Genomic DNA, 13,016 nt, shown 5'->3' with positions numbered 1-13,016 from the left:
TGTCCTCGTTGGACTGATATCTCAGGCTTTGCCAATTTTTGCCGCCTTGCCCTTGTCGAACCACCACAGCGCCTCGACCGGAAAGCCGAAATCGGGCTTCTGCTCGGGAAAGCCGAACATATCCCAAAAGGCGCTTCGGTGATTCGCCAGGAACCAACTTGGAATCCAATCGCGCCGTGCGCGCAAGGCCCGATCGAGCGCCCGCATCGCAACGGTCAGGCTTTCCCGATCCTTGGCCGCGCCGACGGCGTCGATCAGTTTGTCGATCGCAGGATCTGCGATGCCCGGCAGGTTGCGCGAGCCGGACACTTTTGCCGTGCTTGAATGAAAGAAGGTTTCGAGGTCGTCGCGAGTCGGCGTGGCGTTGAATGAGAAAGCGGCCGACAGCAGATCGAAATCGAACGTCGCCTGTCTGGCTTGGTATTGCGCCGAATCGACCAGCCGGATCGTGGCGTCGATGCCGATCGCCTTCATATTGGCGACCCAGGGCGAATAGACCTGGACGAAGGTATCGTCGTCGACCATAAACTCGGCCGAAAGTCGGCCGCCCTTGTCGTTGACAACGAAATCGCCCGACCTTTTCCAGCCGGCCGCAGCCAGAAGCTTCGCTGCCTGGCCAAGCAGCTTGCGGTCACGGCCGGAGCCGTCGGACGGGGACTGGCTTACCGCCTCGCCAAAGACCTCCGCTGGGAGCTGTGCGCGCAACGGCTCCAGCAGAGCCAGTTCCTGTGACGACGGCGGTCCTTCTGAGCGAAAGTCCGACTTCTCGAAACAGGACTGCGAGCGCTCATAGGAGCCGTAGAAGAAGTTGCGCCGCGTCCATTCAAAATCGAAGCAGAGAGCGATCGCCTGGCGCACGCGCGCGTCGCGAAATTGCTCGCGTCGCTGGTTGACGGCGGTTCCCTGCATCGTCGGCCGTTTCTCGGCGGGAAATTCGTGCTTGACCACCTTGCCAGCGGTCAGGGCCGGAAAGTCGTAGGCGGTCGCCCAAACGCGCGACGTGAATTCCTCGCGGTAGGTGATTTCGCCTTTTTTGAACGCTTCGAAGCCGGCCATTCGGTTCTGGTAGAACTCGATCCGGATAGTATCGAAATTGTTCATGCCGCGATTGACCGGAAGGTCGCGGCCCCAATAGTCGGCCACCCGGTCGTATTCGATCCACGCGCCGGCCGAGAAGCGACCGATCTTGTAGGCGCCGGAGCCGAGCGGCGGGTTCAGTTGCGAGGAGTCGAACGGGTTGGCCGTGTAGAAGGCCTTCGACAGGATAGGGAACTCCACGACATTGAGCACCGTGCGGGCGGACTGCTTGCCGGAAAAATTGAGCTTGAGCGTGTGCTGATCGACGGCGACCGCCTCGTCGAGGTGGATCAAGGACAGCGAAAAGTCGGGATGGCCCTTTTCCTTGAACAGCTTGAAGGTGAAGGCGGCGTCCTCTGCCGTCAGCGGCGTGCCGTCGTGGAAGCGCGCCTGCGGCCTCAGTGAGAACTCGAAGCTGTTGCGGTCGTCGGAAACCGTCACGCCGTCGGCGAGCTGCCCATAGAGGGCGTCCGGCTCGTCCAGAGCCCTGACCATCAGCGCGTCGAAGCACATCTCCATGCGCGGCGGCGCATCGCCCTTCTGGGTGAAGGAGTTCAGCGTGTTGAAGGTCAGCGTGTTCTGGTTGTAGCCCCAGTTCGGCGGCGAGAAGTTGAAGATGCCGCCCTTCGGCGCATCGACATTCACATAGTCGAAATGGGTGAAATCCGGGCTGTATTTGAGATCACCGAAGGCGGACAAGCCGTGCAGCTTCACGCCGGTCGCAATGTCGGCGAAGGCCTTGCCCGGCAGCATGGCGGCGGCAGCGGCAGCAGTGCCCAGCGCCAGGAAATCGCGGCGGGGCAGGCCCACCATCAATTGCTGCCCCTGTATTTGGCCGCCAGCGCCTTTTCCTTGTCGATGTCGATCCACCAGGAGTCGGGATCATAGCCGGAATAGGCAGGCTGCTTTTCGGGGATGCCGAATTTGTTCCAGTAGGCCACCCATATTGCCGAGCGATGATATTGCGGCACGACATAGAAATTCCACAGCAGCACGCGGTCGAGCGCATGAGTGGCGGCGACGAGATCCTCGCGGTCGGTGGCGAAGATGACGCGGTCGACCAATGCGTCGACGGTCGGATCCTTGATGCCCATCAGATTTCGCGAACCGGGCGTGTCGGCGGCCTTCGAGCTCCAGAAATCGCGCTGCTCATTGCCGGCCGAATCGGACTGGCCGAACAGGCCGGTGACGACATCGAATTCGAAATGGTTGACGCGGTTGATGTATTGCGTCTGGTCGATGATGCGCAACGTGGCATCAACGCCGATCTTGCGCAGATTCGCGATATAGGGGCTGGCGATCACCTGGTCGGTGTCGTTCCAGCCCAGGATCTCGAACTTGAAGGGAGCGCCGGTCTTGGCATTGACCATCTTGCCGCCCTTGATCACCCAGCCGGCCTTGGCGAAGAGGTCGACGGCCTGTTTGAGGTACTTCCGTTCCGCTTGCGGTGAATCGTAGACCGGCAGCTTGAACTGCTGGGTGAAGAGTTCAGGCGGCAGCTTGTCGCGGTACTTTTCCAGGATTTCCAGTTCCTTGCCTTGCGGCAAACCGCTCGACGCCAGGTCGGTGCCCTGGAAATAGCTTGAAGTACGGGTATTAGAACCGAAGAACAGCGTTCGGTTCATCGACTCGAAATCGAACGGATAGGTCAGCGCCTCGCGCACCAGGCGATCCTGGAACAGCGGCCGCCGTTGATTGAGCACGAATGCCTGCATCGGCTGCGGCGAGTGGCTCTCGAAGACCTTCTTGATGACGTCGCCGGCCTTGATCGCCGGGAAATCATAAGCTGTCGCCCATTTGCGCGAGCTGAATTCGCGGTTGAGGTCTTCCAGCCCGCCCTTGGTGAAGGCCAACCAGGCCGCATTGTCATCGAGTATGTAGGTAAAGCGCCGCGTATCGAAATTCTCGCGGCCGATCTTCACCGGCAGCTTGGCCGCCCAATAGTCCGGCACGCGCTGCCAGATGACTTCCGAGCCCGGTTTGAAGCTGGCGATCTTGTAGGCGGCTGAGCCGAGCGGAATCTCCAGCGTCGGCTTGGTGATGTCACGCTTCTTGCCATTGGCATCGGTGCCTTCCCACCAATGTTTCGGCAGCACTGCAAGATCGCCGATGATCTTGGGCAGTTCGCGGTTGCCCTTCTGGTTGAAATGGAACTCGACCTCGTGGTCCGAAATCGCCACCGCATCGGTGACATTTTCGAAGTAGCGGCTGTATTGCGCACTGTTCGCCTTGAGTACCTGGAACGACCAGATCACGTCGTCGACGGTGATCGGCTGGCCGTCATGCCATTTGGCACGAGGGTCCAGCCGGTAGGTCGCCGAGGAATAGTCGGCGGGATATTTGTAGGCGTCGGCGATCAGCGGGTGGCTGGTGCTGCCTTCGTCGGTCGCCTGTTCCATCAGCGTATCGTAGAGCAGGCCACCGCCGAACCCGACCAGGCCGGCGGCCGGTGATCCCTGTACGATGTAGGGATTGAAACTGTCGAAGGTGCCGAGCACCACCGAATTCAACGTGCCGCCCTTGGGCGCGTTCGGGTTGACGTAGTCGTAGTGCTGGAAGTTGTCGCCGTATTTGGACTCGCCGATCAGCGATGAGGCGGTGCGCCATTCGTCCGCTCGGCTCGTCTGCAATCCGGCCGCCAGAAGGGCTGCCGCCAGCATCGACTTGAGAAGCGTTCGGCCAACCGTCATGCACTATCCTCTTCGCAATGCCCGTTCATGGACAATCTAGACGATTTGGCGCTCGTGAAAACCGCCATGCGCGGCTTTGTCGCCGCATATGCGGTTTTCCTAACGAAAAAGCCGGGCTGAACCCGGCTTTTTCAAGGTCGTCGAGATGGATATCCGACTATTGAGCGGGCGCCGGTGCGGGTGCGGCCGGCTTGGCCGGCGCGGCACCTTCAGCCGGCTTGGCGGGCGCGGTTGCGTCGGCGGCAGCGCCTGGCGCAGGCAGCGGCTTCGGATTGTCGGACAGCGTGCGAAGATAGGCGATGACGTTGGCGCGGTCCTCGTCCTTCGGCAGGCCGGCGAAGCCCATGGCGGTGCCCTTAACGAATTTCTTCGGCGAGGTGATGAAGTGATTGATGTTGTCGTAAGTCCACTTCTCGGTGCCGCCCTTGGAAAATTCCTTCATGCCGGCCGAATAGGCAAAGCCTTCATGCTCGGCCACCGGGCGGTCGACGAGATCCCACAGATCGGGGCCGACCTTGTTGGGGCCGCCCTTTTCGCCGGAATGGCAGGCCTGGCATTTCTTGAAGACGGCAGCGCCTTGCTCGACATTGGCGGTGGCCAGCAGGTCGGCGATCGGCTTGGCTTCGGCGGCAGGCGCGGCCGGGCCGCCTTCGGCTGGCTCGGCGGCCTCGATGGCGAAACCGGGCTTTTCCGGAGCCGGCGAGGCAAACAGCGCGTCGGACACAATGCCGACCGAGAAGACGACGAAAACGGTTCCGAGCAATCCGGCGAGCAGTTTGTTGACTTCGTTGGAATCCATACGCCCCTTGCTCCCTTTTCCGGCGGACCGAACCGTCCACTCCGTCCGTCGGTATCGTGATCACCCTGCCAGGGCGGTCAAATCGGGCGGAAACTAGGTCTTTTGCTGCGGCGTTGCAACACCTATAAGGGCGCTTCCAGTGAGACCTTTTGCCACTTTCCCTGTCCTCTTCGAGACGCCTTGCACCGCGCATGTCCACACTGATTCTGATCCCGGCCCGCATAGCCTCGACACGCCTGCCGGGCAAGCCGCTGGCCGACATCGCCGGCGCGCCGATGATCGTCCATGTCGCCCGCCGCGCCACGGAGTCCGGCCTCGGCCGGGTCGTGGTGGCGACCGACACGCAAAGCGTGGCCGAAGCGGTGCGCGCGCATGGTTTCGAGGCCGTGATGACGCGAATGGACCACGAATCCGGTTCCGACCGCATCCACGAGGCGCTGGTCGCGCTCGATCCCGAGCGCAAGGTCGAAACCATCGTCAATGTGCAGGGCGATCTGCCGACCATCGATCCCGGCATCATCGTCGCCTCGCTCAGGCCGTTCGAGGACAGCGCGGTGGACATCGCCACCCTCGGTGTCGAGATCGTCCGCGACGAGGAAAAGACCAATCCCAACGTCGTCAAGATCGTCGGCTCGCCGCTCTCGCGCACCAGGCTGAGGGCACTCTATTTCACGCGCGCCACAGCACCTTGGGGCGAGGGGCCGCTCTATCATCATGTCGGCCTCTATGCCTATCGCCGTGCCGCGCTAGAGCGTTTTGTCGCACTGAAGCCGTCGCCTCTGGAGCGGCGAGAACGGCTGGAACAGCTACGGGCGCTCGAAGCCGGCATGCGCATCGATGCCGAGATCGTCCAGTCGCTGCCGCTTGGCGTCGACACGCCGGAAGATCTCGAACGCGCCAGAACCATCCTTGCAAACTGAGAAATCCCTTCGAAGCTGAGACCCCTTGAATCGAGAATTGGCCATGCCTGAAAAGACCAACAGAATATCCTTCCAGGGCGAGCCGGGTGCCAATTCCGACACCGCTTCCCGCAACGTCTATCCATCGATGGAGCCGTTGCCGTGCCCGACCTTCGAGGACGCGTTCAACGCGGTCGAGACCGGCAAGGCCGATCTCGCCATGATTCCGATCGAGAACACAATTGCCGGGCGGGTCGCCGATATCCACCATCTGTTGCCGGAATCGAAGCTCCACATCATCGGCGAATACTTCCTGCCCATCCATTTCCAGCTGATGGTGCTGCCCGGCGTCAAACGCGACGAGATCAAGACCGTGCACAGCCACATCCACGCGCTTGGCCAGTGCCGCAAATACATCCGCAAGAACGGCTGGAAGGCGATCGTCGCCGGTGACACGGCTGGCGCCGCCAAGATGGTCTCCGAGGGCAAGGACCGCACCATGGCGGCGCTGTCGCCGACGCTGGCCGCGACGCTCTATGGGCTCGACATCATCGAGCATAATGTCGAGGACACCGACAGCAACGTCACCCGCTTTGTCGTCCTCACCAAGAACAAGCAATGGGCCGAGCGCCCGTCTCCGGACGTCAAGATGATGACGACCTTCATCTTCCGCGTCCGCAACGTGCCGGCCGCGCTCTACAAGGCGATGGGCGGTTTCGCCACCAACGGCATCAACATGACCAAGCTGGAGAGTTACCAGCTGGGGGCTTTCACCGCGACGCTGTTTTACGCCGACATAGAGGGTCATCCCGAAGATCCGCTGGTCAAGCTGGCGCTGGACGAGCTTCGCTTCTTCTCACGCGAAGTGCGAATTCTGGGCGTATATCCGGCCAGCGCGTCGCGTGAGCAGTGGAAGGTCGCTGACTAGATCACCGCGCCCAGCGGCACATAGTCGATTTCCATGAACGTCTCGACCTCCGGCACCCAGCGGTCGCGTACGAAAGCGACGTGGTCGGGATGATCGTTGTACCTGGTATAGGCAGCCTGATCGGCGAACTCCATCGAGAAGCCGAAACGATAGTCGTTCTTGGGGCTGATCTGCCGCAATTGCTCGAAATGCGTGACGCCCCTGATCGCGGTGAGGATTTTCTTGGCGTCGACCAGGAACCTCCGTTCCTCCAGCGAATGTGGCGGATGCTTCAGCGTGAAGACGACGGTGTGACGGATCATTTGCTGCTCCTGAATGGTCTTTCGATAGTCGCTGCCATCACTCCGAGTCGACCCAGGCGCGGATGAGGTGGTGAGCAATGGCGCCTTTCGGTGGCGTGACCAAATTGCCGGGATGCTCCCTGGTCAGCATCGAACGCACCTCGTCGCGGGCAAACCAACGGCAGTCCTCCAGCTCGTTCAAATCGGCCTGGATATCGTCGTTGAGCGGCTCGCCGAAGCAGCCGATCATCAGCGAATAAGGAAACGGCCAGGGCTGGCTGGCGTGATAGACGACGCGGCCAAGCCGGATGCCAGCCTCCTCCAGCGTCTCGCGGCGCACTGCCGCTTCGATCGTCTCGCCCGGCTCGATGAAGCCGGCAAGGGCGGAGTACATGCCCGGCGCGAAATGCCGGCCGCGCCCGAGCAGGCATTTCTCCCGCGTCGCCGTCAGCATGATCGCGACGGGGTCGGTACGCGGAAAATGCTCGGTGCCGCAATTCGGGCAGTGGCGCTTGTAGCCGCCGGCCCGCATCTGCGATTGCGTGCCGCATTTGCTGCAGAAACGATGGCTTGCATGCCAGGCCAGCAGGGCCGCACCTTGCGCCATCGCGCCGGCAGCCGCCTCATCGATCAGCCCCTGCATGTAGACCGAGCGGTAGTCGATTGCCTTGATGGTTTCCGGAAGCCGCTCCGGATCGACGCCGCCGGGCACGGCCAGCACGGGTCCCTGTTCGGAGAGACCGAGCAGGACACCCTGTTCGAGAAATGGTTCGAAAGGCTCGCTCTCGGAGGCGCCAAACCAGGGGTCGAGACCACTGCCATCCCCGAGCTTCAGATAGAGCCGCCCGCCATGCATCAACAAAAGCCGTGTCGCCGGGTCGGCGAGCGCCTTGTCGACCGAATCGTCGGCGCGGTTTTCGGACTGCCGGTCGATGATGTTGCCGGCAAAGCCGACGAACTGGCTCGGCTCGCGCAAGGGCGCGTCAAACAGGCGGAAGCTCATGGAAACTCTGCGTTGCGGGATGGACACGGGGAACGCTTATAGCGCCGCCTTGATCGTTTCGGCAAACCGCCGCAGGTCGGAGCCTTTATAGGGCTCGCGCAGGCCGTATCCCCACACCGGGCCCGGCCAGCCGGGATCGCCTTCCGAACGCGCAATGATATGGATGTGCAACTGGCGCACGATGTTGCCGAGCGCGCCGGTGTTGATCTTGGTGCAGCCTGTCGCTTTCTTCAGCGCCTGCGCCACCATATTGGTCTCGAAGGTCAGCATTGCCTGGTCGAGCGGCGTCATCTCGTGGATCTCCTCCGCGCCTGGCCGCTGCGGCACCAGGAGCAGCCATGGCCAGCGGCGGTCGTTCATCACCCGCAACTCGCACAGCCCCAGCCACATCAACTGCTCGCTATCCGCCTCCAGCCGGGAGTCCAGCGTGAATCCGGCCTTCAGGCCCGTCATCATCGGCGTTTCCCTTGCTTTTCTTGGTTTCCTCAAGGGCATGAACGCTAGAGCGGCGGCAAGGGGGCTGCAAGCGAATCATTGCGCCCTCGCGATCGGCAGCTCTTCACGATAGGAATTTTTTCTTGATTCGTGACCTCAGCTATGGTACATATTTGTTCATGGTGCTGATTTGCGCCAGTGACCCGCCGCGCAGGCGGGTTTTCGTTTGATGCTCCGTCAGCCGACGCGCCGGCGAAGGCTGCAAAGGAATCCGGGATTTCTTCTGCGCACTTGCATTTCATCGAACAATTGCCGATATGGACGACGGGAGGTTGGTGGTGGACGATCCACTCGCCAACCGGGTCAGGTCCGGAAGGAAGCAGCCCTAACGAGCCCGGAACGGGTCATTGTTCCAGCCTCCCACCTCACCGGCCCTTCTCGCGACATTGACGACGCATTGCAGCGCGGGCGAGACTATGCGCAGGAATCGGCCGCTTTCGGGCGCGGCCATTTGGAGCTTATGGGCGAATGAGCGAAGCCGGAAATTCGGGACCAAAAAGCCTGGAGAATGGCAAGGCGGCCGCCTATCGCGTGCTGGCGCGCAAGTACCGTCCCTCGAACTTCTCGGAACTGGTCGGCCAGGAACCGACGGTGCGCACCCTCACCAATGCCTTTGCCACCGGCCGTATCGCCCAGGCCTGGATGCTGACCGGCGTGCGTGGCGTCGGCAAGACCACGACGGCACGCATACTCGCTCGTGCCCTGAACTACAAAACCGCTGATATCGACCAGCCGTCGGTCGACCTTGCCGAGCTCGGAGAACATTGCCAGGCGATCATGGAAGGCCGCCATGTCGACGTCATCGAGATGGACGCCGCCTCGCACACCGGCATCGACGATATCAGGGACATCATCGAGCGCGTGCGCTATGCGCCGGTCTCGGCTCGCTACAAGGTCTACATCATCGACGAAGTGCACATGCTGTCGACGCAGGCCTTCAACGGCCTGTTGAAGACGCTGGAAGAGCCGCCGCCGCACGTCAAATTCATCTTTGCCACCACCGAGATCCGCAAGGTTCCGATCACCGTCCTGTCGCGCTGCCAGCGCTTTGACTTGAGGCGCATCGACGCCGGCGCGCTGGTCGCGCATCTCGCGTCGATCTCGGCCAAGGAGGGCATTTCAGTCGACGACGACGCGCTGGCGATGATCGCGCGCGCCGCCGAAGGCTCGGCCCGCGATTCGCTCTCCATCCTCGATCAGGCGATTGCCCACGGCGCCGGCTCGGTCAGCGCCGCTGCGGTTCGGGCGATGCTGGGGCTCGCCGACCGCGCCCGCATCGTCGACCTGTTCGAACATGTGATGAAGGGTGATGTAGCGGCCGCTCTTGCCGAATTCCGCGCGCAGTACGACACTGGTGCTGATCCGGCCGCCGTGCTGACTGATCTTGCCGAGTTCAACCATCTCGTCACGCGGCTGCGTTTCGTGCCGACGGCCATCGAGGATGCCTCGCTATCCGAGGACGAGCGGCAGCGCGGCGCGGATTTCGCCAAGGCGTTGTCGGTCAGAGTGTTGTCGCGGACATGGCAGATGCTGCTCAAGGGCATTCCCGAGGTCCAGTCCTCCAACCGGCCGGTGAGTGCCGCCGAAATGGTGCTGATCCGGCTGGCGCATGCCGCCGACCTGCCGACGCTGGACGAGGCGTTGAGATCTCTTGAGGGCGCAACGCCGGTACAAAATGGCACCCCACGCCCGAATGGTACACCCGCGGGGTCGGGCAATGGTGGTGGCGCCAGTGCGATGGCGCAGACGCGCATGCCGGCCGGGCCCGGCGGTGCACAGACCATGCGGCTTGTGGAGAGCACGCCAGCCCCTGTTGCTTTCGTCGCTCCGCCGGAGCCGGTCGTCGAGACGCAATCGGTGCCGCTGAAATCGCTCGCCGACATCATTGCCCTGGCTGACGCGCAGCGTGACATCGCCTTCAAGGTGCAGGTCAAGAGCTATATCCGCCTGGTTCGTATCGAGCCCGGCCGTATCGACGTCGGCCTGACCAGCGACGCGCCCAAGATGCTGCTCAACGACCTGACAACGAAGTTGCGCACCTGGACCGGCCGCAGCTGGCTGGTTTCGCTGTCGAAGGAAGAGGGTGGCCAGACGCTCGCCGAGATGGAATCGGCCAAGCGCGAGAACGCCTTCCTCGATGCCAAGAGCGACCCGACGGTGGCCGCTATCCTGGCGCGCTTTCCCGGGGCCAAGATCATCGACGTGCGCATTCCAGACGCGCCGGAAGCCGAAACGGCCGAGGCCGAAGTGCCGGTCGAGCCGCCGGCTGACGACGACGAAACCTGACCACAGAACGAATCCGCAAAGGACCAGACCATGAAAGATCTTCTCGGCCTGATGGGCAAGGCGAAGGAAATGCAGGCCAAGTTCCAGGCCATGCAGGATGAGATCGCCACTCTGGAAGCGTCGGGCCAGGCCGGCGGCGGCCTGGTCAACGTGACGCTGACCGGAAAATTCGAAATGAAGTCGCTGAAGATCGATCCATCCTTGTTCAAGGAGGATGATGTCGAGATCCTGGAAGACCTGGTGCTCGCCGCCCACAATGACGCCAAGACCAAGGTCGAGCAGATCATGCAGGAAAAGACCAAGGCGCTGACCGCCGGTCTGCCGATCCCGCCTGGAATGAAACTGCCCTTCTAGCGTTCGGCGCGCCCCATGGTCGACATGACCGAAGAGCCCACCGAAAGATTGATCGAGCAACGTATCCGCAACAGGATCTACGAGATCCTGGAAATCCTGGCCGACTGCGACGATGGCGTCGATCTCGTCGGTATCAAGGGCTACTTCAACCTGTTCGAGGACTTCGTCCATCGCCCGTCGATCGAGGCCGGCACATCCGCGCTTTCGAAAGACGAGCGCGCGATCGTGCTGGAGATCGCCGAATTCCTGGAGGCGGCCAGCGAGACAAATCCGGACTTCACCAAGGCCGAGTTCGTCGAAAGCGGCTGGCCGGCAAGGATCGCGCCGACGGCCAGGGACGCGCGGGCGCTGTTCCTCCGGCGCGGCCTGTTTTCGGAGAAGATCGAAGAGGCTGAACCTGGCCAGCCGGTGGCGATTGCAGCCGGGCGGTAGCCCGCATAAAGCCATGCAACCGTGCCAATTTGGCAACAGTGCCCCGGTAATAACGTTTTGGCCATCTTTTTGCCTGAAAGTGTCTCATTCTTGCCGCAGCCTGGGGGCGGGCATGGAAGTGAGAGGGTTACCTGTTGATTGCCACGCGATGGAAGGCGCCGCTGTTGCTCGGCGCCGTCATTTCACCTCTGTTTTTGGCTGCATGCAGCCAAACCACTTCGCACGGTATGTCCGTCGCCAGCCTGACCGATGCCATCACGCCGAGTTTCCTGAGCTCCCGGGCCTACAGCCATACGCCCAAGGACAAGGAATGCCTGGAACGGGCGATGTTCTTTGAATCCAATCGCTCAAGCCGCGATGGCATGATCGCCGTCGGCACGGTGGTGATGAACCGGCTCCGCTCCGGCAACCACGGAAGCACCATCTGCGAGGTGGTGGGCGAGGGCGGGCAGTTCGCGCCTGGCGTCATGACGAGGCCGATGAATTCGCGGGCGATGCCCGATGTCGAGGAAGCCGCCGATGCCGTGCTCAAGGGCGAGCGCAAGGCAAAGCTGAAGAACACGATGTATTTCCACACCGCCGGGCTGCGCTTCCCTTACAAGAATATGCACTACACGATGGTTGCCGGCGGCAATGCCTTTTATGAGAAGCGCGGCCGCAACTGGCAGCCGCTGCCGGATGAGCCGCAGGTCGCAATTGCCTCTGCGGCACCCGAGAAGCCGGCCGCACCGGCGATAATGGTCGCTTCCGCCGAGCCCGCACCTCCGGCCAGGACGGCAACCGTTCGATCCGCCCCTGCCCAACAGACCTATGTGACGGCGGCAGCTGCGCCGTCCGCGAAATCCGCGCGTGTCTCGGTTCAGCCGACGGTGGTGGCGATGCAGGAACCTATGGAAGAGCCAGATGCCGCCCGTTTTGGCGGAACCCTGAACACAAGGGTCATCTCCTCGGTTCAAAACGCGCCACAGGAGGCGACGATGGTGGGGTTCCAGTCCACGCCTGAGAACACCGACGCCATCGGCGCGATGATTGCCAGCCAGGACCGGCCACTCGAGACCAATTGATCCGGCTCCATGATCCACCTAGCCAATATGGCGGTTGATGCGGACGTGGCATGTTTCAAAGCGCTCTGAAAAATCCTAGATCAGAGCGATGTCGAAGCGAATCGCCGGTCCCGAGATCGAACGCCTGATCCAGCTCCTGGCCAAGGTGCCGGGGCTGGGACCCCGTTCGGCCAGGCGTGCGGCACTCCATCTGATCAAGAAGAAGGAGCAACTGCTGTCGCCGCTCGCCGCCGCCATGGCCGAGGCGGCAGACAAGGTGCGCATCTGCTCGACCTGCGGCAATGTCGATACATCCGACCCTTGCATGATCTGCACCGATCCGCGCCGTGACGCCGGCACCATCATCGTCGTCGAGGACGTCTCCGACCTGTGGGCGCTGGAGCGCGCGGCGGCGATGAATGTGCGTTATCACGTGCTCGGCGGCACGCTGTCGCCGCTCGACGGCATCGGGCCCGACCAGCTCAACTTGCGCTCGCTGGTCGACCGTGTCGCCGGTGGCGAGGTCAAGGAGGTCATCCTCGCCGTCAACGCGACGGTCGAGGGCCAGACCACCGCGCACTACCTCACCGACCAATTGTCCGGCTTCGACATCAAGGTGACGCGTCTGGCACATGGCGTGCCGGTCGGCGGCGAACTCGACTATCTCGACGAAGGCACGCTGGCCGCTGCACTGCGCTCGCGGACGGCGTTTTGACGAAGTTGGCGGGG

The 13,016-nt window shown here is 62.4% G+C and carries 13 protein-coding genes and 1 other RNA gene; 8 read left to right on the top strand and 6 right to left on the bottom strand.

Annotated features, from left to right (window positions below; genetic code table 11):
* Window positions 1–21: 21 nt before the first annotated feature.
* The 3 genes from NKH57_RS24755 to NKH57_RS24745 form a co-directional block, all read right to left on the bottom strand.
* Window positions 22–1,890 (bottom strand): extracellular solute-binding protein, encoded by a 1,869-nt coding sequence (locus NKH57_RS24755; RefSeq protein ID WP_352948120.1) that lies wholly within the window; start codon window positions 1,888–1,890, stop codon window positions 22–24.
* A complete protein-coding gene (locus NKH57_RS24750; RefSeq protein ID WP_352727095.1) occupies window positions 1,890–3,767 on the bottom strand; it encodes an extracellular solute-binding protein in 1,878 nt (625 codons plus the stop codon). Before NKH57_RS24750 ends, NKH57_RS24755 begins: the two co-directional genes overlap by 1 nt.
* 157 nt (window positions 3,768–3,924) lie before the next feature.
* Entirely contained in the window at window positions 3,925–4,566 is a 642-nt protein-coding gene (locus tag NKH57_RS24745) for a c-type cytochrome (RefSeq protein WP_352948116.1), read from the bottom strand.
* A gap of 191 nt (window positions 4,567–4,757) precedes the next feature.
* Here NKH57_RS24745 and NKH57_RS24740 point away from each other — a divergent pair, with 191 nt between their 5' ends.
* Both NKH57_RS24740 and NKH57_RS24735 read left to right on the top strand, forming a co-directional pair.
* Entirely contained in the window at window positions 4,758–5,486 is a 729-nt protein-coding gene (locus NKH57_RS24740; RefSeq protein ID WP_352948113.1) for a 3-deoxy-manno-octulosonate cytidylyltransferase, read from the top strand.
* Between the two features lie 43 nt (window positions 5,487–5,529).
* Window positions 5,530–6,393 (top strand): prephenate dehydratase, encoded by an 864-nt coding sequence (locus tag NKH57_RS24735; RefSeq protein WP_352727089.1) that lies wholly within the window; start codon window positions 5,530–5,532, stop codon window positions 6,391–6,393.
* Here the strand turns inward: NKH57_RS24735 and NKH57_RS24730 are convergent.
* The 3 genes from NKH57_RS24730 to NKH57_RS24720 are packed head-to-tail and all read right to left on the bottom strand — an operon-like array spanning window position 6,390 to window position 8,133.
* Complete coding sequence (locus NKH57_RS24730) at window positions 6,390–6,695, bottom strand: Dabb family protein (RefSeq protein ID WP_023758158.1); 306 nt, start codon at window positions 6,693–6,695, stop codon at window positions 6,390–6,392. The two genes, NKH57_RS24735 and NKH57_RS24730, sit on opposite strands and share 4 nt — an antisense overlap.
* A gap of 37 nt (window positions 6,696–6,732) precedes the next feature.
* Window positions 6,733–7,677 (bottom strand): NAD(+) diphosphatase, encoded by a 945-nt coding sequence (gene nudC / locus NKH57_RS24725; protein ID WP_352948110.1) that lies wholly within the window; start codon window positions 7,675–7,677, stop codon window positions 6,733–6,735.
* A gap of 36 nt (window positions 7,678–7,713) precedes the next feature.
* Entirely contained in the window at window positions 7,714–8,133 is a 420-nt protein-coding gene (locus NKH57_RS24720) for an HIT family protein (protein ID WP_023758156.1), read from the bottom strand.
* Window positions 8,134–8,439: 306 nt separating this feature from the next.
* Here NKH57_RS24720 and ffs point away from each other — a divergent pair.
* The 6 genes from ffs (at window position 8,440) to recR (ending at window position 13,002) form a co-directional block, all read left to right on the top strand.
* Window positions 8,440–8,536, top strand: an RNA gene (gene ffs, locus NKH57_RS24715) — signal recognition particle sRNA small type.
* A 104-nt stretch (window positions 8,537–8,640) separates the two neighbouring features.
* Window positions 8,641–10,458, top strand: coding sequence for a DNA polymerase III subunit gamma/tau (locus tag NKH57_RS24710; protein WP_352948108.1), 1,818 nt, complete (start codon window positions 8,641–8,643; stop codon window positions 10,456–10,458).
* Window positions 10,459–10,488: 30 nt separating this feature from the next.
* Entirely contained in the window at window positions 10,489–10,812 is a 324-nt protein-coding gene (locus NKH57_RS24705; protein WP_013527931.1) for a YbaB/EbfC family nucleoid-associated protein, read from the top strand.
* 24 nt (window positions 10,813–10,836) lie between these two features.
* The gene (locus NKH57_RS24700) at window positions 10,837–11,244 is read left to right on the top strand and encodes a hypothetical protein (RefSeq protein ID WP_023758153.1); all 408 of its coding nucleotides are present in this window, start codon (window positions 10,837–10,839) and stop codon (window positions 11,242–11,244) included.
* Window positions 11,245–11,378: 134 nt separating this feature from the next.
* Window positions 11,379–12,308, top strand: a complete 930-nt coding sequence (locus NKH57_RS24695) for a cell wall hydrolase (protein WP_352948104.1) — start codon at window positions 11,379–11,381, stop codon at window positions 12,306–12,308.
* An 88-nt stretch (window positions 12,309–12,396) separates the two neighbouring features.
* Complete coding sequence (gene recR, locus NKH57_RS24690; RefSeq protein ID WP_352727082.1) at window positions 12,397–13,002, top strand: recombination mediator RecR; 606 nt, start codon at window positions 12,397–12,399, stop codon at window positions 13,000–13,002.
* The last annotated feature ends 14 nt before the right edge of the window (window positions 13,003–13,016 follow it).

This window comes from Mesorhizobium sp. M1050 (assembly GCF_040318715.1).
In the GTDB taxonomy this organism is placed as follows: Bacteria; Pseudomonadota; Alphaproteobacteria; order Rhizobiales; family Rhizobiaceae; genus Mesorhizobium.
This window is presented reverse-complemented; position numbering and strand designations above follow the sequence as displayed.